Source organism: Aestuariirhabdus sp. LZHN29 (assembly GCF_049985285.1).
Classification (GTDB): Bacteria; Pseudomonadota; Gammaproteobacteria; order Pseudomonadales; family Aestuariirhabdaceae; genus Aestuariirhabdus.
Window position 1 is genome coordinate 519318 of record NZ_JBNIEU010000001.1, and the last position, 26381, is coordinate 545698.

Sequence of the window (26381 nt, forward strand, 5' to 3'; positions counted from 1 at the left end):
CCTTACAACAACAAAAGACGCCCTGCTTGCACAGGGCGCCTGCATACACTAACAGATGGCTGGCCTAGCGATAATCGGCACGATCCATCAGTTTGATCGCATCGGCCTGACGGCTGCCTGCGGACTCAACATTCAACTGGTCCTGCTTGAAGGCTCCCCAGGCAGCAACCAGCGCCGCGGGCTTAACATTCGGGTTAGCAGGGTACTCCATGTTGCCATCAGCAATGAGATTCTGCGCTTCGGAGCTGCTCATCCACTCGAGGAACTTAACCGCACCTTTCACATTTTGGGCATGTTTGGTAACGCCGGCACCGGACACATTGACGTGCACGCCACTGGTCTGCTGGTTGGCAAAGAAAAGCTTCAACTTAATAGACGGGTCCTTCTTCTCAAGGCGACCGAAGTAATAGGTGTTAACGATGGTTACATCGCACTGACCTGCGGCCACGGCTTGCATCGCCTTGGTATCGTTGGAGAAGACCGGAGTTGCCAGGTTGGCCACCCAACCCTTGACAATCTGCTCGGCTTTTTCTTCACCGTGACGCTCGATCAACGTAGCTACCAGAGACTGGTTGTAGACCTTCTTGGAAGTTCGCAAACAGAGGCGGCCCTTCCACTCAGGCTCCGCCAGGGCTTCGTAAGTGGAGAGATCTGAAGGTTTCACGCGCTCTGTCGAGTACACCAGGGTACGGGCTCGCACAGACAGGCCAACCCACTGGTTGTCACTGGCTCGCAAATGCGCCGGGATGTTCTTCTCAAGCACGTCGGACTCAACGGACTGCAACACACCCTTCTCGGCCGCCTGCCAGAGGTTACCGGCATCCACAGTAATCAGCAGGTCGGCCGGCGTATTCGCACCCTCGGCCTGCAGACGCGCCAGCAGGGGGCCTGCTTTATCGGTCACGTACTTGATTTCGACGCCAGTCTTGGCGGTGTAGGCATCGAACAGAGGCTTGATCAGGTGTTCATTACGAGCTGAGTACACAACCAGCTCATCATCGGCCGCCTGAACCAGGCCGCTATTGACCGACATTACCGCGGCGGTGGTGATCGTTAGCAGCGCCTTACGTGCATTGAATAACATTATTGAAGTCCCCTATGAATAGTGTTTAACCTGCCGCAATGATAATGATTCCCATTTAATATGCAAGCTAACTGAGAATGATTATCCATAACTTTTTGGGCCCCACCTTGCTCCAGATCAACAAACAGGGTCATCAAGGCAAATCAAAGACGCCGGCACGCAGCTGAAAACGGCAAGAATCGTATCCATAGGGGGAAGCAAAAAAGGAGAGAGATCACACCAGGCGCCCTACCAGCAGCCCAATCGCGGGGACACACCGGCAAGGGAATTCAATCACGCAGCGCTACTGCCGCACTAGCTGGCAGTTTTTTGCTGCGAGAGGGCTCCTCTGGCGATAAAATATTGCGCGCTGTAGTAGGTCAACATAATCCACAAACTGGCCAGGGGCAGGGGTGACATAAACCGGTCGATCGCGATCATCGAATCCGACAACAGGAACAACAGCGCTCCCATCGCCACCAGGGGATGATTGCCTTCACCGAGCAGGGCGCAAAGCGCCATCGTAACGATCACACCTATATAAACCACCACCGGCACCCTCATCTCACCGAGGAGCGGCAGCAACTGCGCCACCAGGGTTCCTGTGGCCACCACCATCGCAAGCGCTAGCACGATTCGGGGCGCGGACAGCCGGGGCCGACGAGCAAGCGCCGCAATATAGAAGAGGTGTGCCACCAGGAAGCTACCCAAACCGGGCACAAACTGGTTCCAGGCCAACAACAGGTCGCCCACCGACGAGAACAACAGTCCGATCCCGACCCAGAGCTGTCGCGCATCGCTCCGAGCGCCCAGCACTAACCAGGCCAAGATCCAGATGGGCAGGGCTTTGAGCAGGAAATCGAACGGGAACGGCTGCCACCCCAGAGTCACAAGATACGACAGCGCAAGGATAGCGAACGCTATCCAGGTAGCAGAACGGTAAGGGGGAATCACTGGCAAACTCCGCGCGGTTCTTATTATTAATTAGGGTGCAGAAATAGCGGCGATGCTTATACGCACAAGCCGCAACAACAGAGGGAGTATTACTAATTCAAACGCTCGCTTCAAGCGCGCAAGCTAGCGGTTCATGCAAGAGGTATCGCCATGACCCAATCAGTAATGAGCGCCATATTGGAAATTGACCAGCTGGTCGGCTCTGTCGAGCGCTTGCAACGACAGCAGATCGACACCGTCGACACCTACAACCGGGGCTTCCGGGATGGTCGCAACGAGCTCGCCAACTACACCCTTAAAACGCTATCGGGTATACGTATGGAGCTGATGTCACTCCACCTGAGGCACTGCAGCAAAATATGTGCGGAAACTGAGAAAGGCAGCGCTTAGCCTTTTTCGGACCGCGATGGCGCAACCACCGCAAGCCAACCGAATCACTTATTCCTTTCCCGCAGCTCCCGCCGGTGCCTGCGCGCTTGCAGCACTGCCGCTTCCCGCAGGCTTATTGGCTCGCTGACCACCCTGCTTGTTACCACGACGAGGCCGACGGCTACGGCCATTATTGCCACCACCCGGTCCGCGACTATTGCGGGCTCCGGCTCCGCGACCTTTGCCGCCACCATTGGTGTTTTCACCACTCATGCCAGTCAGCCCTCGGGCCCCCTTACCGGCACCAGCACCGCTACCACTGCCGCGCGCCTCGTTAACCCTGATAAGGCGTCCGCACAACGGGGATTCATTGAGTACCTGGACAGCATCGCGCCCTTCGGACACAACGGGCATTTCGACAAAGCCGAAGCCTTTGGATTCGCCGGTTTCGGGATCCATGGTTATCTTGGCGCTTGTCACATCTCCGAAATCGGAAAAGGCATCAATAAGGTCTTCATCTGTCACTGAGTAGGACAGATTGCCGACATATATTTTCATTCAGTCTTGTCTCACAACGGGCGTCGTTATTATGAATCTACACCGTCAGCCAACCGTACGCCTATCGACTAACAATGATCGCCTTCCAGAAAGGTCCGATCATGAAGCACAGGCTCTCTTTTTGCAGAACCCACACCTTAAAACACAAATTTCAGCTAGATTCGCACATTTATCCGGCAAAGAAAAGTGCCTTTCCAGCACCTTCGTCCACTAGCACCCCGACTCGGTCACACTGTTCTCATCACGCCAGCTGATCTAACCGGGTCAATCATGCCATGGGGGCGGCGGGGATCACATAGATAAAGATCGCCAAAAAATGACATAGCGCGCCACCCAGTACAAACAGATGCCAGATCGCATGGTTATAGGGGATACGATGCCAAACATAGAAAATTACGCCGAGGCTATACACCACACCGCCCACCACCAGCAACACAAAGCCCACCCACTCCAGCTGCTCCGACAACTGGTAAACCACCAGCAACGACAGCCAGCCCATAGCCAGATAGGTCAGCACCGACACCACCTCAAACCGGTGGATAAAGAAGGTCTTGAAGACAATTCCCACAAACGCCAGGCTCCAGATAGCAATCAATAGCCCGGTAGCCAGCGGACCGTCGAGGGTGATCAGCATAAAAGGGGTGTAGGTTCCGGCGATCAGCAGATAGATAGCGCAATGGTCGAGGACCTTGAATATCGCTTTGGCTTTATGGTGGGTAAACGCATGGTAAAGGGTTGAACAAAGAAACAGCAGCACCAAACTACCACCATAGAGCGCGAGCCCCGTAATGGAGAGCGCATCAAGCACTCCCGCCGCCTCGACCATAAGAAGAGTCAGGCCGACAATCGCCGCGGCAGCGCCCATCCCATGGGAAATCGCATTGGCGACCTCCTCTCCCAAACTGTATGCCGCCGGGTTACTTCCCATGGGACCATCCTCTATCGCGCAAAACACAACAATAACTCAGCCTATAGCAGATACCCCACCCTTTCAAACAGATGGCCTACCGATACCCTCTGCACGTTGCCGACCTCAGGACCTACGATCAACACAACAGAGTATGCTAGGCTCTGCTGCGCCGGAACCACATAAGGGTCGAGCCGTGGAAAGAATATCAATATCGCTGGAAGAGGGACTGGTCGACCAGTTCGAACATTATTTACGCCAACGGGGCTATCGTAATCGCTCCGAAGCCATTCGAGACCTGATTCGCGACCGCCTGGAGACGGAAAGGGTAACTCAGAAGAGATCCACCCACTGCGTAGGCACGCTCACCTACGTCTTCAATCATGAGGAACGGGAGCTGGCACGCCGCCTTACTCATGTGCAGCACCATCACCACGACGTGGCGGTATCGACACTTCATGTCCATCTCGACCACGATAACTGCATGGAAACGGTAGTCCTCAACGGCCCCACCGATCAGGTGGAAGCCTTTGCCAACAGCATCATCTCCGAACCCGGGGTGCGCCACGGCAAGCTCAACCTGATCCCGGTGGACGTTGAAACCCAACGCCATCAACACGGCAGCGGCGCACACCAGCACACCCACAGCCGACCCCAGACCTGACCGAGAGCAAGAGATAGACCGATTCACTGGCCCCAGGATGTTATTACGAATTAATATTTAGTAATATCCTGTCCTTTCGACGCTGCCAATGGAACCCTCATGCCGCTCCGGATCACCACCCTCCTGATTGCTTGCGCCCTGCTTGGTAACGGTTCGGCCCTGGCCCACTTCCAGACCCTGATCCCCTCAACGGATATCGTGGAACGGCCCGACCAACAGCAACTGACCCTCGATCTGCGCTTCACCCACCCCATGAGTCAGGGCCCCGCCATGGAGATGGCCCCACCCACGCGTTTTGGCGTCCAGCTGGCGAACGGCGAGCAGCAGGACCTGCTTTCCAACCTCAACACCTACCGCGTCGACGGTCACACCGCTTACAACAGCACATTGCCAATTCGCCGCCCAGGCGATCACCTGTTTTATCTCCAACCTGCGCCCTACTGGGAAGCGTCCGAAGGGGTGATGATCATTCACTACACCAAGGTGGTTGTTGACGCCTATGCAGGCGAATCCGGGTGGGAGCAACAGGTCGGCTTTCCGGTGGAGATCGAGCCCCTGACTCGCCCCTACGGCCTGTGGCAAGGCAACCTGTTTACTGGCGTGGTCCGCAAGAACGGGCAACCCGTGCCTTTCGCCACCGTCGAGGTAGAGTGGCTTAACAATGGCAGTGTGCAGGCCTCTACCGATGCCTTCGTGACCCAACAACTCAAGGCGGATGCCAACGGTACCTTCAGCTACAGTATGCCTTTCGCTGGCTGGTGGGGGTTCGCTGCACTGATCGAAGCCGACGAGCAACTACCCGGCCCAAACGCCCAGCCAGTACCCGTCGAAGAGGGTGGCCTGATCTGGGTTCATGCCCGCCCACTGCCCACCATCGAGCAGCCCTGAGCGCTCGCTTCGCAGCAAGGAGAACCCCATCGCCCATATCCCCGACGGAGTCCTGAGCGCACCGGTGCTTATCACCGGCGCCCTGCTGAGTACCGCTGCCGTGGCCTGGGGCGTGCGCAAGCTCGACTACGACCGAATCCCCCAGGCAGCAGTGCTGGCGGCGGCGTTTTTTGTCAGCTCTCTACTGAGCGTACCCATCGGCCCCAGTAGCGTCCATCTGCTACTCAATGGGCTGATGGGACTGGTGCTGGGCTGGAGCGCCCTCCCCACCATCGCCGTCGCGCTATTGATGCAGGCGATCTTCTTTGGCTATGGCGGCCTGTTGGTATTGGGCAACAACATCCTCAATGTCGGCCTGCCCGCACTGGCCTGCGCTTTGCTTCTAGGACCCTGGCTACGTCACGCCAAAGGCAAGCAGGGGTTTCTGATTGGCGCGTTGGCGGGCGCCGGCGGCGTAGTGATGACCGGCGCGTTTTTGTGTACCTCACTCGCCCTCAGCGGGCCCGATTTCGTGCCCGCCGCCCGAGTAATCCTGATCACCTACCTCCCCTTGATGGCGGTTGAAGCTGCTATCACCGGCTTCGCCGTCGCCTTTATCCTGAGGGTTTCCCCGGAGCTCATCTTAACCCCGAGACCTCACCATGAGTAAGCATTTACTTGCATTATTCAGCCTGTCGCTGCTGAGTTTTCCGACCCACGCCCACCTGCTGAAGGTGTTCGCCTACGGCGCTGGCGAGCGGATCGAAGGCAGCGTTTACTTTGCCGGCGGAGAGCCGGTATCCGGCGCAGCTATCTCGCTGTTTGATGCAGCGGGAACCTCGCTGGCCGCCGACACCCTCAGTGACACCGAGGGCAACTTCAGCCTCATCCGACCCAGCACCAGCGCTCATCGCGTGCAAGCGAGCACCGGTGATGGCCACGTCGCCCAATGGCAACTGGCCAGCGCCTCCCCCGCCCCGGACAGGACGGTGTCCCAGCCCGCAGGGAGAGCCGGAGAGAGCGCGCCAAATGAACTGGAAAGACGGGTAGAACGGGCGGTCGCCAGGCAGATCGGCCCCCTGCGACTGGAGCTGCAGCAGCAAGCATCCCGGGCACGCCTCAGCGACCTCCTCGGCGGCCTTGGCACCCTGCTCGGTATCGCCGGAGCCCTGCTCTGGTGGCGTAGCCGGCAGCCTCGGTAATGAACAGACTGCAGCTGCGCGCCGATGCCGACCTCCGCCCGTGGCTAGCACTCCGCGATCCCCGGGCACGATTGTTGGCGGCCCTGTTACTGGCTTCAACTGTCGTTTCCCTCAGCCACCCGCTCCCCCTGCTGGCCAGCTTGCTGTTCGCGCTCTCGCTGGCACTGGCCAGTGGCCTGCCAACCCCGCTCCTGTTACGGCGATTGCTGGCACTGGAGGGGTTTATGCTGGTGCTGGTCATCATGCTTCCCTTTAGCGTACCGGGAGACCCCGTTCTGCACCTCGGTCCCCTCACCGCCAGCGAAGCCGGAGCCGAACGCGCACTCGTCATTTTGCTCAAAGCCAACGCGGTCGTAATTGGACTATTAACCCTGGCCGGAACCCTGGAGCCGGTGGTGTTGGGTCACGCCTTGGCGCGCCTGAGGGTTCCCGATAAGCTGGTGCATCTGTTGCTTTTTACGGTGCGCTACATCGACCTGCTGTTCGACGAATATCGACGCCTGCGCCTGGCCATGCGCGCCCGCGCCTTTGTTCCCGGCAGCAACCGCCATACCTGGCGCAGTTACGGTTCCCTCATCGGCATGCTGCTGGTAAGAAGCCTTGAACGCTCACAGCGAATACTCGCAGCCATGAAATGTCGCGGTTTTAACAACCGCCTGTTTCTTGTCGATCCCAGCCGCTGGCACCCTGCCGACACCGGCTTTTTGATACTCTCAATCCTGCCCATGGCGGGGCTGTTACTACTGGAGTGGTCGCTATGAGCGATGCCTTGGTTCGATTACACGACGTTAGCTTCGGCTACGGCAATCGCGCCGTATTGGAGCGCGTCAACCTTGAGGTTCGGGCCACAGAGCGAGTCGCACTGGTCGGCGATAATGGCGCTGGCAAGACCAGCCTGCTGCAACTCATAGTGGGGCTGCACCAACCCAGCGGTGGCGAGATCACCGCTTTCGGCCGCAGCCGCCGCAGCGAGTCCGATTTTCGCGAGGTGCGAGCCAACGCCGGGCTGCTATTTCAGGACAGCGACGACCAGCTATTTTGTCCTACTGTATTGGAAGATGTCGCCTTTGGCCCGCTGAATCTGGGACGCAGCGAGGCAGAGGCCGCCATGATGGCCGAACGCACGCTGGCACAGCTGGGATTGGAAAAGCTGTCCGACCGCATCACCCACAAACTTTCCGGTGGTGAAAAGCGCATGGTGGCGCTGGCCGGCGTGCTGGCAATGGAGCCCCAGCTATTACTTATGGATGAACCCACCAACGGACTCGATGCCAAAGCGGAACAGCGACTGCTGGAGCACCTCGAACAGCTGCCGCTGGCGATGCTGTTCGTCTCCCACGACCGGCGGGTGGTAGAACGCCTGGCCACTCGTGCGGTGATGCTGCAGGATCGCACCCTGTGCGAGGCCGTGATGCACGACCACCCCCATGTGCATACCCATTCGCACCTGCATATCCACGCCAGCGGCGTGGCGGCAGACCATGACCACCAAAAAACCACGCCGCCTCACGATGACCACCATGGAACGGGGAACGCCTGAGTCATCCACCGGCTCTCAAACGGGTGGCGGCCACAACAAAAATACCGCCGCGATAACCAACTCCACAACCAGATACAGCTGGCTCATCGCGCCCGGCACTCCATCTGCCCATAGCGAATATCCTCGCCCCAGCGCTGACACCGCCAGCACTGCCCCGATCGCCATCACCAGAAGCCGTGCATTGTCGAGATCCACGCAGGCCCACAGCGCCAGCAGCCCGACTCCCACCATCATCCCGTGAAGCGCCCGAAACTGGTTCTTTCCATCCGCTGTTTCCAGCGCCAACCCTGGCGTCCCGGGCGGCACCCTTAACAGCTCGACCAATCCAGGCAACACCAGGCTAAGCGCGAGGGATCCGAGCAGCCCGTAAAGCACCAGTTTATGTAGCAAAATCATCAATCTCCTCCAGCGCTAGCGGGTGCGGGGGGATCCACTGGGAGCAGAATCCCCGCTTTCTTCTAAAATAAGCAACAGACAGCGCCCCCCTGCCGGCGGCGCTCCTCAATGGCGGAGGCACGCTATGCGGCAACTGATTCTGAGGAACTTCCAGTCGCCGGGAGACATTGTCATGCTGACCGCCGCCCTGCGCGATCTGCACGCCCACTATCCGGACCAGTTCCTGACGGATGTTCGCACCCCCTGCCCCGAGCTGTGGCAGCACAACCCCTATCTCACACCGCTGTCCGAAGACGATCCGGAGGTCGACGTTATCGACTGCCACTACCCCTTGATCAGCCATAGCAACCAGCGCCCCTACCATTTTATCCATGGCTTCATCGACTTTCTTAACCAGCACCTGCACCTGTCGATCAAACCCACCCTGTTTAAAGGGGATATCCACCTCAGCGAAAACGAAACGCGATGGATCTCTCAGGTACAGGAGATCACGGTCGAACCGATCCCGTTCTGGATCCTGGTCGCAGGCGGAAAATACGATTACACGATCAAATGGTGGGACGCGACGCGGTTCCAACAGGTGGTCGATCACTTTCGGGGACGACTGCTGTTCGTACAAATAGGGGAGCAAAGCCACCATCACCCCCGCCTCACCGGCACCCTCAATCTATGCGGGCAGACCCAGTTACGCCAGCTCGTTCGCCTTATGTATCACGCCGCGGGGGTGCTCTGCCCCGTCACGTTGGCGATGCATCTGGCGGCGGCGGTAGAGGTGCCAGCCGGGCGCCTGAAGAATCGTCCCTGTGTCGTGGTCGCCGGCGGGCGCGAGCCGCCTCACTGGGAGGCATACCCCCACCACCAATACCTGCACACCCTCGGCGCCCTACCCTGTTGCGATGATGGTGGTTGCTGGCGCTCGCGCACCCGCCCTTTGGGGGATGGCGATGAAAAAGACCTACCGCAGCACCTGTGCCTGGATGTAGTCAATGAGCTGCCCCACTGCATGGATATGATCAGGGCGGAGGATGTCATCCTGAGCATCGAACGCTACCTGTCTGGCACCGCTTGCGGTCTGCTCTGTGCGGCGCAAGCGGCACGGGTTCAAGCGCTGACAAGCCCTCGTTAGTCGCCTGCATCAGCGCGCTCGACAGCTGCAGCGATACTCCATCTCTTCGCTGTATTTCAAGCTACCACCATGGATGATGCCGGCGTCGGCCCAATGCTCCGACGTGCCTTTTCGACGCCACAACAAAATACAGCGCTTACCCGGAGGGCAGTGCTCACTGCCCTTGCACCGTACCCACCATCCAAACCACCAGTGGTACTCCACCTCACAATGACCACCCACCATGGGCGGTGGAATAATGATCACCTCCGACGAGCTACTGGAAGAGGAGCTCGGCAAGGGAGTCGGCGAGCTACTGCTCGATGAACCCGGGGAGCTGGAACTGGAGCCTGGCAGGCTCGACGAAGAGGATCCAGGCAGGGAGGAGCTGGAGGGGCCTGACGACGGAACCGGAGGGACCGGCACGCCTGGAGGTTGGGGTGGAACCGGAGGCCATATTGGCGGTATCGGAGGGGTTGTACCGTGTACCCAGCGCCACAACCATTGCCACAAACCAAGGAACCAGGGCAGCTCAAAAAGCCATGGAAACTGCAGGCCAAACCAGGTCATCCAGACCAGTATCCAAAAAGCGGCGATCGCTCCGAAACTGAGTATCCAGCGCGCGATCGTTTGCAACCACCCCCACCAATCAACGCTGGTTCCTCCTCCCGACGAGCTACTGGAACCCGACGAGCTACTGGAACCCGACGAGCTGCTGGAACCCGATGAACTGCTGGAACCCGATGAGCTGCTGGAACCCGACGAGCTGCTGGACCCCGATGAGCTGCTGGAACCCGACGAGCTGCTGGAACCCGATGAACTGCTGGAACCCGACGAGCTGCTGGAACTCGATGAGCTACTGGAACTCGACGACGAACTGGAAGCAGCAGGGGGAGGGCCGGCATGACGACACAGCGCGCGACCGTATTCAGGGTGGGTCGGATCGACGATCTCTCCGCAGGCGATCTCATTGCCACGGCCGCTACAACTCTGCGCATGGGGGCTATGGGCACCGAACCCACACACCGGAAGGTCATGAACATGGTCGTGTTGACCCGGCGGAGTCGCGGGCCCGGCACGATGGCGGCACAACGCCTTGCCAAAGTCAGGATGGGCCGGATCGACGATTTCGCCGCAGGCGATCTCATCGCCAAGCCCGGCACAACTGGGGTCGTGGGGGTTGTGGGCACCAAAGCCGCACACCGGCAGGTCGTGAATATGGTCAGCCATGGGAAGCTACCCCTTCGCCAGGTTGGGGATCACTGCAGGAGATCGAGGGTCGCGCATTCAATTCATGAGCATAGGACAGTATAGCCAATAAATAGATGAGCAGTCGGCGGGCGCGCACGGGGTCAACTCACCGCGCCGCGCCGCGCCGTCCCGTGCCGGTTTTGCAAGGGATGGAACCGCTCCTGTTTTACGGTTAGGGGCGATAGTAGGCGCTCCGCTCCTGCTGGCAGTCGACGGAGCCCATCTCGAAGTCGCGACAGATCTGCGGGCGCACTGTATAGATGCTGCAGGACATGGTGTCGCGGTCGAGGGCAGCACACCAGCCATCGTCGAGCCGCGCCATGGTCTGCCCGCCCCAACGGTCGGTGACGATAAACCGCTCGGGCACACCCGTATCAGTAATCAGCATCACCTCCAGCTGGCAGCAGCACGCCTGACATCTGTCGCAGGTGATGCCGGGATCGGTAACTGGAATCAGGGGAATCGTCATAAAAGGGCCCGATCAGGGATTAAAACAGGGAACCACCCCGACACGGGAGCGCCAGGGGAGCGCCAGGGGAGCGTCATTCGAGCAGGGTTCCGACACTAGCTGTCGGGCACCTCCTCCTCGTCGATCACTTCATTTTCCTGCTTCGCTGCCGCCACCCAGTCCTGCAGCCCAGGATGACTGTACAGCTGCTGCTGGTAGGTTTGCGCTGCCTCAGTGAGCGTTATGCCATAGCCCTCACAGCGCACCGCAACCGGCGCAAACATGGCATCGGCGATAGAGAACTCCCCGAACAACCAGGGGCCACCGTCGGCGAACCGCTCGCGGCACTGGTTCCAAATCTCGGTAATGCGATCGATATCTTGCTGCACAGAGGGCTCGACCACAAAACCCTTCACCTGGCGACGGCAGTTCATGGGGACGGCGTTACGTAGACTCATAAAGCCCGAGTGCATCTCGGCGCTGACCGAACGCGCCAATGCCCGTACCGCCGAATCCTGCGGCCAGCCAGCGCCGGCAAGGTAATGCTCATTGATGTACTCGCAGATCGCCAGCGAGTCCCAAATCCGCAACTCCCCTATCGCCAACACGGGCACCTTCCCCGCCGCTGACCACTGTCGGATCTCGGCCGAAAACTCCGAAGTGAACAGGGGGATACGAACCTCGTTAAAGGGGATTCCATACTGGCGCAGCAGCAGCCAGGGGCGCAACGACCAGGAGGAGTAATTTTTGTTGCCGATCACCAGGGTCAGGTCGGTCATGAAAAGCCTCGCTCGGTTCTTGGTTGCAAACGACATTCAGTATATCCAAATTTCGGTGCATCACCCATTTGTGATACACATAGACCTCCCGTCACTGACCGAGAGAGATCATGCCCAGCAAGCAGCAACTGATCGAGTTTATGGAAGCCGAATTCCCCCAGTGCAAAAGCACGCTGGTAGCCATAGGACCGAAATGCGCAACCCTGAAGCATCGGGTCACCGAGGCGGAACTGCGCCCCGGTGGCACCGTCTCCGGCCCAACCCTGATGGCACTGGCGGATGTCGCACTCTACGTGGCGATCCTCGCTGAGATCGGCATCGTACCGCTGGCGGTGACCACCAACCTCAGCATCAATTTTATGCGCAAACCCCGCGCTGACAGGGATTTGATCGCCGAATGCCGGCTGATGAAAGTAGGCCGAAGCCTGGCCGTTGGCGAGGTATCGGTGTTTAGCGAAGGGGAACCCGACGCGGTGGCCCACGTGGTTGGAACCTATGGGATTCCACCCGCCCCCACCGCTCCAACCCCCTGATCGCTGCGGCGGCAATTGATTAAAACGTAGCCAGCATCACCCTCAAAGGTTTACCATGGCCGCTCATGGCATTTGCCTTGCGACCGCAAGATGGCTGCTGCTTCTTTTGAACGCCGCAGGTACCTCATGCCCAACCCCCGAGTAAGCTACCAAACCGTCGAGTTTGGTAAGATCGATATCCACCTTCGCACCCTTAGGGATAATCAGGAATATTCCGACCCGGATGGGGTTGCCGAGCGCCTGGGGATCTCCTCCGCCCAGTGGTCCCTGTTCGGGGTTGTCTGGCCCGCTGGCCGGGTGATGTCTCACTTCATACTCGACTACGACACCCGTAACAAGCGGATCCTGGAAGTAGGCTGTGGAATTGGCCTTTCGAGCATACTGCTGAATCACTTGCGCGCCGACATTACGGCAACCGACTACCATCCCGAAGCAGAAGCTTTCCTCAATCGAAATACCGACCTGAACCGAGACCAGCGCATTCCCTTTGTGCGCATGGACTGGAAAGATACCCGCACAACCCTGGGCAAATTCGACCTCATTATCGGCAGCGACCTGCTTTATGAGGACGGCCACGCCAAGCTACTGGCAAACTTTATCGAGCTACATGCCAACCAGGAGTGTGCCGTGATACTGGTCGATCCCGGCAGGGGTAATCACAATAAATTCAAAAAGCAGATGGCGCTGAGTGGATTCTCCTGCGAGCGAAACCCGGTTCAGGATTCCCACAATTTAAACGACGAGTTTTCGGGCACGATCTCCCAATACCGCCGTAGCCGGTAAAAAAAACAGGCCGCCCCGCTACGTTTTTCCAGGGCCTGTTACCTATTTTTCTATCGAGCGGTACTTCTCTTCAATACTGCTGATATAGGTATCGCTGACGTTCACTGCCTCTTCGTCGTAATCAAACTGACTTTCCGCCAGCGGCAGGGATACGCTAAAGCGCACTCCGGTTATATCGAGGGGAATAAAGCTGATTTTACTTGATCTTTTTCGCGCCTGAACCTCTATCGCCCAGCGAGGAATCTGCTGATGATCCGGGTCCAGCAGGCGGACCGTTTCGTTAACCGGGAGTTCACCAAAGGCGTGAGTCAGTCCATTTGAGCGTGCCGTTATCTCTACGCTCGTAATGGCCCGGCTTCGTTTCCACTCCACGACTCGCTGGGCCGGCTCATCCTGCCCGCTGCCAGACTGAAGCTGGCAGCCCAGATGCCCATCCTCTCCCAGCCTCACGTCTACTATTTCGGTGACCACTTCGGAACCGCTAAAGCCGCTCCCATCGAATTCGATACGAATCGAATAACTGTCCGGCTGGTTGTCGATATTGCAGTGTTCTATCTTGCCTTCGTACCCACTGACAATCTCCTTGACGAAATACAGACCCAGCCCGCGGCCGTGTTGCTCCTTCGCCTTGCGGGTGGTATAGCCAAGCTGATAGATCTGCTCAGCGATCTCCGCGGGAATAGGCGGCCCGGGATTGTAAACCGACAACTCCGCGCGCTGCCCGTTACTCGCCAGCACCAGGGAAACCCGCTGATAACGCCTGGCTTGCGCACAACTCGCGGTAGCCTTGGCACTATAGAAATGAGCGTTTTTCACCAGATTTTCGGTTACCAGCACCAGGTGGTTCTCGTTACCCAGCAGCTCACACCCCGTGGCCAAATCGTAACGAAATGAGGTGTTATCTTGCCCATGGCAAAAACGGTCTTCCTGCTCAACAAATGAGTGTAACTCGAAATCTGTCATCAGTGGGCGAAGCGCTCGCAATACCGCCTCATGAGCCATGAACGTCGGCGTATAGGGCATCACCTCTGCCGTAGGGAGCGGCTCGTCGTTAGCACTCCTGCCCTGCTCTCGTTGCAACTGCGATTGGTAAAAGTACTCCTCGCAATCACAGAGTTGATTATTAATATGCAGGGCGATGTTATCTGCCGTGGATAGGTCGAGTAGATCCCATAGGTAATTAAGGCTGGTAAGGGCCTCCTCGTAAAGAGGGTTTTCGGGTGCCTCTTCTCGGGCTTCGGTCAGCGCGGTAAGGAGCTTGTCGTAGCAAATAATGCCGTTGTGCCTGACCTCCGCAGCAATCCCCTTGAAATGCAAAAATTTTTCATCGTACTCAATGTACTCCAGCAACCGATCACTGATAAATAGTTTTAGCTTATCGGTCTGGGTTGAATAACTATGCGCCTTGTTCTGCAACTGTTTCTTGCTACTTTTTAGCGCCTCAACCTGTTCGCGCATCACCCTCGCCTCGCGCAGGAACCACTGCTGGCGACGATAGAATCGACGCACATCCAGCCAGAGAGCGCAGAAGGCCAGGGCCATTGCCCCGATCTGAAAGTGCCATGCAAAAATAAGATCCGGCAACTGGTAAAAGCGTGCAATATCCCGATTTCCATGCAGGTAGAGATACAGTGACAGGGCGACCAGCAGCAGGGCACTGATCCAGGGAAAAGAGAGGCGCTGGGGTTTCACGGGTAAAACTCCTCAAGACTGGGCGCAAATGAGTGGATGTGTCGCGGCATGATCGACACTATCAGGGTATCCAACTGTAGGCTCCGAGATCGCCAAAAGTCACAATGCCACGCCCCTGTTTACAGCGTTCTATAAATCGTCCCGGTACCTCTTCGGCCCTATCAAACGCATGGCGCAGGGTCTTAATGTGCTGCCGGTAATTAGCATAGGAGAAACGCTCCGGATCGGCATCCAGAAATTGCGCCATCTGTTCGGTACTGATGCCTCGCGGAGCGGCACTCACCAGGTGACGCAGAATTTTCCTCGGCATCGGCGGCAGGGGTCGCTTGGGATTGGCAGGGTTCATCAGCTTGGAGCCGTGCCAGTAGACCTCCCAGGTGATTAAGTCGATAGTCAGCTCACCGCTAATGATCGTGTCCGCTGGACGCTGTCCCGCCATGGACTGTTGGCGCAAGATCGCCTTAATGCGCCAGCACAGTACCGCTTCAACATTACGCTGATGCTTGGCAATAAAATCCTGGGTATTAGCCAGTTCAAAAGCTTCCCCCTCAATACCGGTTCCGCTGTGTTCGGACAGGTAGATGATCGGTAGTTCAGGCCACTTACGGTGCAGCGCTTTGGACACCGAGAAGCCCGCCTGGTCATTGCCCTTCATGCGCGCATCCAGAATAGCAATATCGGGCTTTTGGTCGACCGCGAGCTCGGCTATTCGCTGCTTGGCGGCATCGGCAAAGCGAAACACCAGCAGCCGGTTCTCGGCGCCGTCAAAATCGGTTGCCTGCAATAGGGGGGTGAACTTGTCGATCCAGTGGCTCTGGTCTTCGACCCAGAAAATCGTTGCCATAGTGTGAACTCGCTCGCTATTCGGTTTTTATTTTCGTTTTTCTCACCGATTTTTCACCGGCGCCTCGTATACCTGACATCAGGCGGCTCGCTACGACAACAACCCACCCTACCGCGAGCCTAAAGCATCAACCATTGTGGAGAGACACCATGTTAACCGACGCCCTCATGATCTGGCCCCAACAGCCCGCGCTTTCGCTGGCGCTGTGGATGGCCATAGTGATTCTGGTAATGTACCTGGGCCGCCATCAGTCCCATCAGCTACTTCACACCAGCGGTCGCAGCATTCACCGTACCATGCGCCTGTGCGCCCGAGCTCTGAACCTGTGGCAATCCAACCTTGCCGCGCGCAACCGCGCAATAATCCTCGCCGATGGGGAGGCGCACTGCCGTCGATCCATTGAGCGCGAGTTCGTTCGCGTTAACGGAATTGTGGCCCGCGACCTGAGTCATTATCCCACCCTGCATCGTCAAATCAGCGATACAGTCAGCAAAATTGAGCAAGACTACAACAGCACCATTGAAGCACCACCCTCGCCTCCCGCCTGGCTGGAAGTTGTCGCGACCGTGGCGGCGATACCCCGTAATGGAGACCCGGCTGTCGCAAAAATCCTCGACAAGATCCACGACACCGTTAGCGACGCCCACCGCGAGACCATGGACGCCTACAAAAATAACAGCCAACAGTCCCACAAAGTGCTTAGCAAGATGCAACCCTTGTGGCGCCGCGCGATCACCGATCTCGATAGCGTAAAACGCAACATCGATGGACTTGAAGAGCGCGCCGAGGTGATCGACCAGCAGATGCAGCAATACGAAAGCATCCGCGGCGGGGATGAGGTCGCGGTACAACGCTTGACCACCTCCTCCCTGACCCAGCTCTTTATCTCTGCGCTGGTGCTGGTGATCGCCGTTATGGGCGGCCTGATCAACTTCCAGTTGATCGCGATGCCGATGTCCGAAATGGTGGGGGGAACCAGCTATATAGGCTCGATGAAAACCTCCGATATCGCCGCATTAGTGATCATCATGGTGGAGATCGCCATGGGGCTGTTCCTGCTCGAATCCCTGCGTATCACCCACCTGTTCCCGATCATCGGCTCGCTGGATGATACCCTCCGACGCCGCATGATCATCATCACCCTGGTGATCCTCACTATTCTCGCCTCGGTAGAAGCATCACTGGCCTATATGCGCGATCTGCTGGCCCTCGACCGGGAAACCCTCAAGCAATCCCTCGCAGGAGCGGGCGTGGTAGAGGCCAACTTCCGCTGGATTCCCTCCATAGGGCAGATGGTGATGGGTTTTATCCTGCCCTTCGCGCTGGCCTTCGTCGCCATTCCGCTGGAGTCGTTCATCCACTCACTGCGCACCGTGCTGGGTCTGGTGGGACAAGGTTTTCTACGCACCCTTGCGGTTATTGCACGCTTGCTGGGTAACGGCGCCAGCTACCTGTGCAAGGTACTGATCCACCTTTACGACCTGGTGATTATGGTGCCCCTCAGTATCGAGCGCGTCATCCTTCGCCAGACCACCAAATCCGCTGACGACACATCCCACCCCCCTATGGCACTTACCGCCACCGACCACAAGGGAGCAGAATCATGAAAATCCAACTTATGAGCATTAGTCTTGTTATGGCGCTGTTAAGCGGTTGCGGAGAACCCGCCCCCCAAAACCGGGCCGTCTACCTGTTGATGGATACCTCTGGCACCTACACCGAGGAGCTGGAAAAAGCCCAGAGCATCATGAACTATCTCCTCGCCACGTTAGACAGCGGCGATTCCATCGCCGTGGCGCGCATCGATAGCGGCAGCTTTAGCGAAAAAGATATCATCGCCAAAACGACCCTGGATGAGCGCCCCAGCACCGCGAACCAGCAGAAACGGATGTTCAAACAACAGCTCGATAGCTACGTTAATGGTGTCACCAAAGGCAGCCGCCATACCGACATCACCGGAGGCTTAATGCAGGCCACCGAGTTTCTCAATGAAACCCACGCCGGGGAGCGCTATGTACTGATCTTTTCCGACCTTGAAGAGGATCTCGCCAAGGGCCATGTGCGCGACTTCCCCATAGAGCTGACCGGCATCCGGGTGGTGGCCCTCAACGTCACCAAACTACGCACCGATAACGTCGATCCCCGGGATTACGTTCATCGCCTGCAGAACTGGGAGCGGAGAGTGGTCGAAGGGGGCGGTTACTGGCAAGTGATGAACGACCTGGAGCGACTGGATCGGCTGATAGCGGAACGATGAGAGCCCCCAAAAAAACGCAGCCCGTCGTGGCTGCGTTTTTTTGGGTTAGAGACATTCCACACCCGTTCCTTTAATATCCAGATCTTCTCCACCCTATCGATCCTTACGCACAAACGCAGGCACCTTATGAGCAATGACAAGATTTTGGAACTGGGGGATATCGCAGCCGTAGCGCAGGCGCAAATTCAACAGGAGTTCAAACAGATCGACCCGGTGATCGGGGTTCTGCGCAGCCTGCGCGAAGCCGGTTTCCCTGCCGATGCCATGACCATTGATTGCTTCAAAAGTGACAAGCGCATTCTAGTTATTCTGCACGATGACAAACCCAACGAGGTCTCCTATCAGTTTTGCCGTCGCGACCAGGACCCGGGTAATGAGTACCGCCACTTACCGCTGTCGGCGCTCACCGCCGAGCAGTTCTACCAGTGGATCAAACACTACTTTGTGGAATAAAACGGTCCCGTACCCACACCGTAAAAGCACTCCTACCCCAGCGGTTGTTGCACCCCCCGTTTACAGTAACTACTGGTCACTTTTTAAGCGCCAGCGTCAGCATCCCTTGGCCACGCCGTTTACGACACCACAAAACTTCGTGATCACTTCCGCCGTATCAACCTGTTTTTTATCATGATCTCGATGGAAACCGGAAGCTAACTCGCCCCGGTACCTATCGCATGCAGCCCATAGCGAATGAGTGCAAACAGCACCAGATTACAGTTTATGAAATTTACTCATTAACTATTTATAGATTTCTGCCTCTCTGCACGGCGCGAGAAGGCGCCTAGTGCCGCCTCCTCGCATTCGCGTTACTCGTCGCGATAGCTGTTTATCGACGGGCAACTACAGATAAAGTGGCGGTCCCCGTAGACATTGTCGATACGGTTACTGGCGGGCCAGAATTTGCCATCGCGTAACCCCGTCACCGGGAAAACTGCCAACTCCCGTGAGTAGGCTCGTCCCCATTCGCTAACCAGGTCCGCCTGGGTGTGGGGTGCCCGCACCAACGGATTGTCCTCAAGAGTCCACTCGCCACTTTCTACCCGTGCAATCTCTTTGCGAATCGCTACCATCGCCTCGATAAAGCGATCCAGTTCGGCCTTGGATTCCGACTCGGTGGGCTCGATCATCAATGTGCCCGGCACCGGAAACGACATGGTGGGTGCATGGAAACCGTAATCCATCAGGCGCTTGGCGATATCCTCTTCGCTAATACCGGAGCGCTCCTTGAGCGGACGGATGTCGATGATGCACTCGTGTGCAACGCGGTTGTTTCTGCCCCGGAACAGAATCGGATAATGAGTTGCCAGCTTTTCGGTCAGGTAGTTGGCGTTGAGGATCGCTAGCTCGGTGGACAGCTTTAAGCCATCGGCTCCCAACAGGGCACAGTAGGCCCAGGAGATGGTGAGGATCGACGCACTGCCGAAGGGGCTGGCGGAGATCGCGCCCATGCCCGCCTTCGGACCCTCGATGGGACTCACCCTGTGATTGGGCAGGAAGGGGGCGAGGTGGCTCTTGACACCAATCGGCCCCATGCCCGGACCGCCACCGCCGTGGGGGATGGCGAAGGTTTTGTGCAGGTTCAGATGCGACACATCGGATCCGATCAATCCGGGCTTGGAGATCCCCACCTGGGCGTTCATATTGGCACCGTCCATATACACCTGACCGCCGTTGGCGTGGATGATGTCACAGATCGCGATAATCTCCTGTTCGAACACACCATGAGTGGACGGGTAGGTGATCATCAAACACGACAAATCATCACTATGAGTTTCGGCCTTGGTGCGCAGGTCGTCAACATCGACATTACCCTGCTCATCGCACTCCACCACAATCACCTTCATTGCTGCCATAGCAGCCGATGCGGGATTGGTGCCGTGGGCGGAGCTTGGGATCAGGCAGATATCGCGATGCCCCTCACCGATACTTTGCTGGAAATTGCGAATAGCCAACAGTCCCGCGTATTCTCCCTGGGCACCCGAGTTCGGCTGCATCGACACTTTTTCGTAACCGGTAATCTCTACCAGCATCGCCTCCAGTTCGTCGATCATCTGCAAATAACCGGGTACCTGATCACGAGGAGCAAAGGGGTGGATATTGGCAAACTCGGGCCAGCTGAGCGGTATCATCTGCGCACTGGCGTTTAGCTTCATGGTGCACGATCCCAGCGGGATCATGCCGTGAACGAGGCTAAAGTCTCTGTTTTCGAGGCGCTTGAGATAACGCAGCATCTCAGTTTCAGAGTGATAGCTATTGAAGACCGGGTGGCTCAGAATTCCATCGGTGCGACGCAACCCTGCAGGAATCCCGTCATCCAACCCCGCGCTAATCGCAGCATCGATACCTTCTGCATCCAACCCATGATCGGCACTGAGCAACAGCTTCCAGAGCTGTTCAATATCCGCCAGCGTGGTCGTTTCGTCGATACTGATCCCTACCTGGCTCTCGCCCACAAGGCGAAGGTTGATTCCTTGCTCGTAACCCCGTGCGACGATCGCAGCTTGCTCTTCGCCAACCTGCACGCATAGCGTGTCGAACCAGCTATCTCCAACCAGAGAGTACTGGTCGCTGGACTTGATACCGGCGGCGAAAATCGTCGTCAGGCGCAACACCCGCTCGGCGATTCGCTTGAGTCCGTCCGGGCCGTGATACACCGCGTAGAATGAGGCCATGTTGGCCAGCAACGCCTGCGCAGTACAGATGTTGGATGTCGCCTTCTCGCGGCGAATGTGCTGCTCCCGGGTTTGCATCGCCATGCGCAGCGCCGGCGCGCCATTGGCATCTACCGACTGACCGATGATGCGCCCGGGAGTGGAGCGCTTGTAGCTGTCGCGGGTAGCAAAGAATGCGGCGTGGGGGCCACCAAAACCCATCGGTACCCCGAAGCGCTGGGCCGATCCAAACACCACGTCGGCTCCCATCTCACCGGGAGATTTAAGCAGCACCAGACTGAGCAGGTCCGCAGCCACGGCGACCAGTGTTTTGCTTTCCCGAGCCAACGCAATCAGCGGCTCAATGTTGGTCACCTCACCGGTGCTGGCCGGATACTGCAGCAGCACCCCAAAGGCATCCTGCTCTAACAACAACTGCTCAGTCTTTCCCACCATCACCTCATAACCGAAGAATTCGGCGCGAGTCTGCACCACATCGATGGTCTGGGGATGAAGGTCGTCTGCGACCAGAAACAGGTTGCTTTTCTTGCGATTAGCACGCTTGCACAGGGTCATCGCCTCGGCGGCAGCGGTCGCTTCATCGAGCAATGACGCATTGGCCAGATCCATGCCGGTCAGATCCATGGTCATCTGCTGAAAATTAAGCAGCGCTTCCAGTCGACCCTGGGCGATCTCAGGCTGGTACGGGGTGTACGCCGTATACCAAGCGGGATTTTCCAGCACGTTGCGCAGAATCACGTTGGGCACCAGGGTGTTGTAGTAACCCATACCAATGTAGGATTTGTTGACCCGATTTTTCGCAGCCACCGCCTTCAGGTACGCCAGCACATCGCGTTCGCTGCGTCCTGCCTCTATCGCCAGTGGCGCAGGTAAGCGAATCGACTCAGGCACCGTGCCGTCGATCAGAGCCTCAACCGAGTCGAAGCCGAGCGTGGCCAGCATCTGCTGGATTTGATGGGCATCGGGCCCAAGATGACGCTCGGTAAACTCCTGGGAGTTAATCAGCGAAGCAAGGCGTGGAAGCGTAGGGGCGTTCATAAGCGATCCTGTAAACGGGTGGGCCTAACGGCCGAACTAAACAGATAAACAAACAACAATAGACGGCTAGAGACTGCAGTTGGTGGTCACTATCCCTGAAGGTACTATTCGCTTTCGGCGACCAGGTTTGCGTACGCCGAAGGGTCCAGCAGATCATCAACCGCCACGTCATCGGCGAGACGAATCCTGGCGATCCAACCTTCGCCGAATGGATCCTCGTTGACCGTTTCCGGGGCATCTTCGAGACGGTCGTTCACGGCAATCACTTCGCCAGATACCGGACTATAAATATCCGACGCCGCTTTTACAGACTCGACTAATGAGAACTCCTCACCAGCCTCAACGACACGCTCGAGATCAGGCAGTTCAACAAACACTACGTCTCCCAACAAATCCTGGGCATGATCAGAGATACCGACGGTGACGGTACCATCACCATTATCCAGCACCCATTCGTGACTCTTGGCAAAACGCAGATTTTCGGGAATATTGCTCATGTTTGTGTTCCTGAATATGTGATTAATTTTTTGTCGGACTGAAGCCCGACAGAATTGTTATCGATCGGCACCGATGTTTAATTTGTCGATACCGGTATTTAGTTCAGCGATACAATGGAAAACGCTTGCAGAGTGCTTCCACCTTGGCCAGCACCGCTTGCTCCACCGCCGCGTTATCCTCGGCATTGGCAGCCAGCCCGTCGAGCACATCGCTGATCAGGTGGCCGACCTGACGAAACTCCTCAACACCGAAGCCACGGCTGGTGCCGGCAGGCGTGCCGAGGCGAATACCCGAGGTAACCATCGGTTTTTCCGGGTCAAAGGGGATGCCATTTTTATTGCAGGTGATGCCCGCGCGCTCGAGACCCTCCTCGACAGCGTTGCCCTTCAACCCTTTGGGGCGCAGGTCTACCAGCATCAGGTGGGTGTCGGTGCCCCCCGTGACGATGTCGCAACCGCGCTCAACCATCACCTCGGCCAGGGCGCGGGCATTGTCCATCACCTGCTGGATGTAATCGCTGAACTCAGGCCGCAGCGCTTCACCGAAAGCAACGGCCTTAGCAGCGATGACGTGCATCAATGGTCCGCCCTGCAGACCCGGAAATACTGCAGAATTGATCTTCTTGCCCAGCTCCAGATTGTTAGACAGAATCATGCCGCCCCGTGGACCGCGCAGGGTCTTGTGGGTAGTGGTAGTGACCACATCGGCGTGGGGAATCGGGCTCGGGTGCTTGCCCGCGGCGATGAGTCCGGCGATGTGGGCCATATCAACCATCAGGTAGGCGCCCACCTTGTCGGCGATCTTGCGAAAACGGGCAAAATCCAACTCGCGGGGGATGGCTGAGCCACCGGCAATGATCATTTTCGGCTGGTGCTCCAGCGCCAACGCTTCCACCGCGTCGTAATCGATACGGCAGTCACTCTCGCTGACCCCATACTGCACCGCGTTGAACCACTTGCCCGACAACGCGGGGCGTGCACCGTGGGTAAGGTGACCACCGGCATCGAGGGACATGCCGAGGATGGTATCCCCCGGCTGCAACAGGGCCAGCATCACCGCTCCATTGGCCTGGGCGCCGGAGTGGGGCTGCACGTTAACAAACTCGCATCCGAACAGCGCCTTCGCACGCTCGATAGCCAGTGACTCCACCTCGTCGACATATTCACAACCGCCATAGTAACGACGGCCCGCGTAGCCTTCGGCGTACTTGTTGGTCAGCACGGTGCCCTGGGCCTCCATCACGGCCTTGGAGGTGATGTTCTCGGACGCAATCAGCTCGATCTGGCGCTCCTGGCGGTCAAATTCGCGATTGACCGACGCCTTGATGGCCGGATCAATATCGGACAGGCCGGCGGCGAAGAAGCTCTCGCGTTGGGGATTGTTGTCGTACAGGTCACTGATGCTCATTGCTCTTCCTCTTCGGTTTGTCTCGTTGTTATTCCGGTTTTTAAGTTGCTAGCCGACTTATGAGTAGGCCTCGCTTTAATTGCCAGACGCCGTCAGCAGGCCACCACATTCACGGCCAGCCCGCCCTCGGCGGTCTCCTTATACTTCTGCTGCATATCGGCCCCGGTCTGGCGCATGGTTTCAATCACGCTATCGAGCGGGACCTGATGAGTTCCGTCGCCGCGTAGCGCAAGTCGCGCAGCGTTAATGGCCTTCACCGCACCCATGGTGTTGCGCTCGATGCAGGGCACCTGCACCAGCCCACCGATCGGGTCGCAGGTGAGCCCCAGGTTGTGTTCCATGCCGATCTCGGCGGCGTTTTCGATCTGCTCGTTACTGCCGCCCATCACCGCCGCAAGCCCTGCCGCGGCCATGGAGCAAGCCACCCCCACTTCACCCTGACAGCCAACCTCGGCCGCCGAGATGGAGGCGTTTTTCTTGTACAGCATGCCGATCGCCGCCGAGGTAGCGAGAAACGTAAACACTCCCTGCTCATCGGCGCCCGGTACGAAGCGTTTGTAGTAAGCGAGCACCGCGGGTATCACACCGGCTGCCCCGTTGGTGGGCGCGGTTACGACACGGCCACCGGCGGCATTCTCTTCATTAACCGCCATGGCGTAGAGGTTTATCCAGTCCATCACATTGAGCGGGTCGCGCATGGTCGCTTCGGGGTGACTGGTCAACTCCCTACGCAATAAGTACGCACGTCGCTGCAAGCCGAGCCCTCCGGGCAGTACACCCTGCTCGCGGCAACCACGCTCGATACTCGCCTCCATCACCTGCCAAATCTTGCGCAGGTTACTCTCGACCTCTCTATCACTGCGCATGGCACGCTCGTTCGCCAGTACCACACCGGCAATACTCAGGCCGCTCTCATCGCAGCGATCAAGAAGTTCCAGTCCGGTTTCAAAGGGGTAGGGAATGGGATGGTTGCCTGCTGTTGAAACGGGCTGCGCGATCTCATCCTCACAAAGCACAAAACCGCCACCGACGGAAAAATACATACGGACAAACAATCTGATTCCGGCCTGGTCGAACAGCTCGAAACGCATTCCATTAGGATGCTGGGGAAGACTCTCACCGAACAGGAAACAGAGGTCACGTGTTTCGTCAAAGGCGATCTCAAGCTGTCCGCCGAGGCGCAATATTTTGCGACTGCGAATCGCCTCCAGGGCAGAGGCAATCCCATCGGGATCGACCTGGTCCGGACGCTCACCACTGAGGCCCAACAACACCGCTGTATCCGTTGCGTGCCCCTTACCCGTCATCGCCAACGAGCCGTATAAGGACACACGCACCCTTGCAGCTTGCGCCAACAACCCTTGCGCCTCTATCAGGGTGAGAAAACGCTGCGCCGCCCACATAGGACCTACGGTGTGGGAGCTGGAGGGGCCGATGCCCACCTTGAACAGATCGAAAAGACTGAGAGACATCGCAATGCTCCGTGCACCAGGCATTGAGCCCCCATAGGGATAAAGCAGAAGCTCGCAATCATTATTGTTGTGATGCGCCAGAGTCGCTTGATGAGAGATAGCCAGCAACTGAAGCGCGGTGTTCTTATCCAGGGCTCGTAGGCTATACCCACAAATAAACTCAGTCAACTTTAATTTCGTATACGAAACTTCTCTCTTTATAACGAATATTTCTCGGACTAGAGTGCCAAATACACCCCCTGATTGGTGCCTTTCATGGATTGGTGTATCCTTTGCGCTGGGCCCGCGCCGCCAAAATCATCCGGCCAGGGAACCGCCGTTAACACTGTTTACTTTAGGAAACTTGGGAGCACAGGGCATGCCGGACAGCGACAACCCCTCATCCATGCTGGACAGGGAGCGCGAACTTCAGCGCGAAAACGCTCGCGACACCGAGAATCAGGTGACCGACCTGCAGCTGGGTAAGCGGGTGCGAGAGATTCGCCTGAGCCACAACCTGACCCTGGAGGAGGCCAGCCAGCGCACCGGGCTGGCGCGCTCAACCCTCTCCAAGATCGAAAACGAACAGCTCTCCCCCACCTTCCAGGCGGTACAGAAACTAGCCAAGGGATTGGATATCGACATCCCCCAGCTGTTCGCCACCGCCACCGAGTCGCGCAGCGCCGGTCGCCGCGACATAACCCGCGCCGGCGAGGGCCGCACGCACCCGACCCCCACCTACGAGCACGAAATGCTGGCCAGCGCGCTGACCAACAAACGCATGCTGCCCTACAAATCCACCGTGCGCTCACGCACCTTCGACGACTACCCCAGCTGGGTGCGCCACGAGGGGGAGGAGTTTCTGCTGGTGCTGAGCGGGCGGGTACGGTTTTACAGCGAGTTCTACGAACCGGTGGAGCTGGGTGTCGGTGACAGCAGCTACTACGACGCCAGCATGGGCCACGCGCTGATCTCCATCAGCGACGAGGACGCCGAGGTGCTCTGGGTTACTGCGAGCTAGGCGCATCACCTATAGGCGCGACTACGCACTGTAGGTCGAGTGCAGGTGAGCTGCCGGTCGGGCTTTAACCCGACCCCGGCTG

At 57.8% G+C, this 26381-nt stretch carries 29 protein-coding genes; 15 read left to right on the forward strand and 14 right to left on the reverse strand.

Features of this window, described 5'->3' with window-relative positions:
- Positions 1–64: 64 nt before the first annotated feature.
- Positions 65–1084 carry an extracellular solute-binding protein gene (locus tag ACP3PW_RS02450; protein ID WP_426415072.1) on the reverse strand — a complete coding sequence of 340 codons (1020 nt, stop codon included), beginning with the start codon at positions 1082–1084 and terminating at the stop codon, positions 65–67.
- A gap of 294 nt (positions 1085–1378) precedes the next feature.
- On the reverse strand, positions 1379–2017 hold the full coding sequence (locus tag ACP3PW_RS02455) for a lysoplasmalogenase (protein WP_426415073.1): 639 nt from the start codon (positions 2015–2017) through the stop codon (positions 1379–1381).
- 150 nt (positions 2018–2167) lie between these two features.
- Here ACP3PW_RS02455 and ACP3PW_RS02460 point away from each other — a divergent pair, with 150 nt between their 5' ends.
- The gene (locus ACP3PW_RS02460; protein ID WP_426415074.1) at positions 2168–2407 is read left to right on the forward strand and encodes a hypothetical protein; all 240 of its coding nucleotides are present in this window, start codon (positions 2168–2170) and stop codon (positions 2405–2407) included.
- Between the two features lie 48 nt (positions 2408–2455).
- Here ACP3PW_RS02460 and ACP3PW_RS02465 read toward each other — a convergent pair whose 3' ends face one another.
- Complete coding sequence (locus tag ACP3PW_RS02465) at positions 2456–2944, reverse strand: RNA recognition motif domain-containing protein (RefSeq protein ID WP_426415075.1); 489 nt, start codon at positions 2942–2944, stop codon at positions 2456–2458.
- Positions 2945–3212: 268 nt separating this feature from the next.
- Positions 3213–3872 (reverse strand): PAQR family membrane homeostasis protein TrhA, encoded by a 660-nt coding sequence (trhA, locus tag ACP3PW_RS02470; protein ID WP_426415076.1) that lies wholly within the window; start codon positions 3870–3872, stop codon positions 3213–3215.
- A gap of 175 nt (positions 3873–4047) precedes the next feature.
- On the opposite strand from trhA, the gene nikR reads away from it, so the two are divergent.
- The 6 genes from nikR (at position 4048) to ACP3PW_RS02500 (ending at position 8124) form a co-directional block, all read left to right on the forward strand.
- Positions 4048–4515: a nickel-responsive transcriptional regulator NikR gene (gene nikR, locus ACP3PW_RS02475; protein ID WP_426415077.1), complete on the forward strand. Its 468-nt coding sequence runs from the start codon at positions 4048–4050 to the stop codon at positions 4513–4515.
- A gap of 99 nt (positions 4516–4614) precedes the next feature.
- Positions 4615–5403, forward strand: coding sequence for a DUF4198 domain-containing protein (locus ACP3PW_RS02480; protein WP_426415078.1), 789 nt, complete (start codon positions 4615–4617; stop codon positions 5401–5403).
- The gene (gene cbiM, locus ACP3PW_RS02485; RefSeq protein ID WP_426415079.1) at positions 5369–6052 is read left to right on the forward strand and encodes a cobalt transporter CbiM; all 684 of its coding nucleotides are present in this window, start codon (positions 5369–5371) and stop codon (positions 6050–6052) included. The genes ACP3PW_RS02480 and cbiM overlap by 35 nt, the downstream gene beginning before the upstream one ends.
- A complete protein-coding gene (locus ACP3PW_RS02490) occupies positions 6045–6584 on the forward strand; it encodes a carboxypeptidase-like regulatory domain-containing protein (RefSeq protein WP_426415080.1) in 540 nt (179 codons plus the stop codon). Before cbiM ends, ACP3PW_RS02490 begins: the two co-directional genes overlap by 8 nt.
- Positions 6584–7345 (forward strand): cobalt ECF transporter T component CbiQ, encoded by a 762-nt coding sequence (gene cbiQ, locus ACP3PW_RS02495; protein ID WP_426415081.1) that lies wholly within the window; start codon positions 6584–6586, stop codon positions 7343–7345. The genes ACP3PW_RS02490 and cbiQ overlap by 1 nt, the downstream gene beginning before the upstream one ends.
- Positions 7342–8124 (forward strand): energy-coupling factor ABC transporter ATP-binding protein, encoded by a 783-nt coding sequence (locus ACP3PW_RS02500; protein ID WP_426415082.1) that lies wholly within the window; start codon positions 7342–7344, stop codon positions 8122–8124. The genes cbiQ and ACP3PW_RS02500 overlap by 4 nt, the downstream gene beginning before the upstream one ends.
- Positions 8125–8139: 15 nt before the next feature.
- Here ACP3PW_RS02500 and ACP3PW_RS02505 read toward each other — a convergent pair whose 3' ends face one another.
- Positions 8140–8520: a DUF4345 domain-containing protein gene (locus ACP3PW_RS02505; protein WP_426415083.1), complete on the reverse strand. Its 381-nt coding sequence runs from the start codon at positions 8518–8520 to the stop codon at positions 8140–8142.
- Positions 8521–8644: 124 nt separating this feature from the next.
- Here ACP3PW_RS02505 and ACP3PW_RS02510 point away from each other — a divergent pair, with 124 nt between their 5' ends.
- The gene (locus tag ACP3PW_RS02510) at positions 8645–9646 is read left to right on the forward strand and encodes a glycosyltransferase family 9 protein (RefSeq protein ID WP_426415084.1); all 1002 of its coding nucleotides are present in this window, start codon (positions 8645–8647) and stop codon (positions 9644–9646) included.
- Between the two features lie 9 nt (positions 9647–9655).
- On the opposite strand, the gene ACP3PW_RS02515 is transcribed toward ACP3PW_RS02510, so the two are convergent.
- Positions 9656–9892, reverse strand: coding sequence for a hypothetical protein (locus tag ACP3PW_RS02515; protein WP_426415085.1), 237 nt, complete (start codon positions 9890–9892; stop codon positions 9656–9658).
- Here ACP3PW_RS02515 and ACP3PW_RS02520 point away from each other — a divergent pair.
- A complete protein-coding gene (locus tag ACP3PW_RS02520) occupies positions 9885–10532 on the forward strand; it encodes a hypothetical protein (RefSeq protein ID WP_426415086.1) in 648 nt (215 codons plus the stop codon). The genes ACP3PW_RS02515 and ACP3PW_RS02520 overlap by 8 nt on opposite strands.
- Positions 10533–11048: 516 nt before the next feature.
- On the opposite strand, the gene ACP3PW_RS02525 is transcribed toward ACP3PW_RS02520, so the two are convergent.
- Together ACP3PW_RS02525 and ACP3PW_RS02530 are read right to left on the reverse strand one after the other, a co-directional pair.
- Positions 11049–11345 carry a YkgJ family cysteine cluster protein gene (locus ACP3PW_RS02525; RefSeq protein WP_426415087.1) on the reverse strand — a complete coding sequence of 99 codons (297 nt, stop codon included), beginning with the start codon at positions 11343–11345 and terminating at the stop codon, positions 11049–11051.
- A 95-nt stretch (positions 11346–11440) separates the two neighbouring features.
- On the reverse strand, positions 11441–12103 hold the full coding sequence (locus ACP3PW_RS02530; protein ID WP_426415088.1) for a glutathione S-transferase family protein: 663 nt from the start codon (positions 12101–12103) through the stop codon (positions 11441–11443).
- 110 nt (positions 12104–12213) lie between these two features.
- Here ACP3PW_RS02530 and ACP3PW_RS02535 point away from each other — a divergent pair, with 110 nt between their 5' ends.
- Positions 12214–12636, forward strand: coding sequence for a PaaI family thioesterase (locus ACP3PW_RS02535; protein ID WP_426415089.1), 423 nt, complete (start codon positions 12214–12216; stop codon positions 12634–12636).
- Positions 12637–12762: 126 nt separating this feature from the next.
- Entirely contained in the window at positions 12763–13419 is a 657-nt protein-coding gene (locus ACP3PW_RS02540; protein WP_426415090.1) for a class I SAM-dependent methyltransferase, read from the forward strand.
- A 42-nt stretch (positions 13420–13461) separates the two neighbouring features.
- Here ACP3PW_RS02540 and ACP3PW_RS02545 read toward each other — a convergent pair whose 3' ends face one another.
- Positions 13462–15111 carry an ATP-binding protein gene (locus tag ACP3PW_RS02545; protein WP_426415091.1) on the reverse strand — a complete coding sequence of 550 codons (1650 nt, stop codon included), beginning with the start codon at positions 15109–15111 and terminating at the stop codon, positions 13462–13464.
- A 61-nt stretch (positions 15112–15172) separates the two neighbouring features.
- Entirely contained in the window at positions 15173–15955 is a 783-nt protein-coding gene (locus tag ACP3PW_RS02550) for a response regulator transcription factor (protein WP_426415092.1), read from the reverse strand.
- A gap of 149 nt (positions 15956–16104) precedes the next feature.
- Here ACP3PW_RS02550 and ACP3PW_RS02555 point away from each other — a divergent pair, with 149 nt between their 5' ends.
- The 3 genes from ACP3PW_RS02555 to ACP3PW_RS02565 all read left to right on the forward strand — a co-directional run bounded on the left by ACP3PW_RS02555 (position 16105) and on the right by ACP3PW_RS02565 (position 18665).
- Entirely contained in the window at positions 16105–17562 is a 1458-nt protein-coding gene (locus tag ACP3PW_RS02555; protein ID WP_426415093.1) for a hypothetical protein, read from the forward strand.
- Positions 17559–18212, forward strand: coding sequence for a vWA domain-containing protein (locus ACP3PW_RS02560; RefSeq protein ID WP_426415094.1), 654 nt, complete (start codon positions 17559–17561; stop codon positions 18210–18212). Before ACP3PW_RS02555 ends, ACP3PW_RS02560 begins: the two co-directional genes overlap by 4 nt.
- 126 nt (positions 18213–18338) lie before the next feature.
- The gene (locus tag ACP3PW_RS02565) at positions 18339–18665 is read left to right on the forward strand and encodes a hypothetical protein (RefSeq protein ID WP_426415095.1); all 327 of its coding nucleotides are present in this window, start codon (positions 18339–18341) and stop codon (positions 18663–18665) included.
- 353 nt (positions 18666–19018) lie between these two features.
- On the opposite strand, the gene gcvP is transcribed toward ACP3PW_RS02565, so the two are convergent.
- From gcvP to ACP3PW_RS02585, 4 genes are all read right to left on the reverse strand, one after another.
- Complete coding sequence (gene gcvP, locus ACP3PW_RS02570; protein WP_426415096.1) at positions 19019–21922, reverse strand: aminomethyl-transferring glycine dehydrogenase; 2904 nt, start codon at positions 21920–21922, stop codon at positions 19019–19021.
- A 104-nt stretch (positions 21923–22026) separates the two neighbouring features.
- Positions 22027–22419 (reverse strand): glycine cleavage system protein GcvH, encoded by a 393-nt coding sequence (gene gcvH / locus ACP3PW_RS02575; protein WP_426415097.1) that lies wholly within the window; start codon positions 22417–22419, stop codon positions 22027–22029.
- Positions 22420–22522: 103 nt separating this feature from the next.
- Positions 22523–23827 carry a serine hydroxymethyltransferase gene (glyA, locus tag ACP3PW_RS02580; protein WP_426415098.1) on the reverse strand — a complete coding sequence of 435 codons (1305 nt, stop codon included), beginning with the start codon at positions 23825–23827 and terminating at the stop codon, positions 22523–22525.
- A 92-nt stretch (positions 23828–23919) separates the two neighbouring features.
- Positions 23920–25299 carry an L-serine ammonia-lyase gene (locus tag ACP3PW_RS02585; protein ID WP_426415099.1) on the reverse strand — a complete coding sequence of 460 codons (1380 nt, stop codon included), beginning with the start codon at positions 25297–25299 and terminating at the stop codon, positions 23920–23922.
- 358 nt (positions 25300–25657) lie between these two features.
- Between ACP3PW_RS02585 and ACP3PW_RS02590 the strand changes: the two genes are divergently transcribed.
- A complete protein-coding gene (locus ACP3PW_RS02590) occupies positions 25658–26299 on the forward strand; it encodes a helix-turn-helix domain-containing protein (protein ID WP_426415100.1) in 642 nt (213 codons plus the stop codon).
- Positions 26300–26381 lie beyond the last annotated feature (82 nt).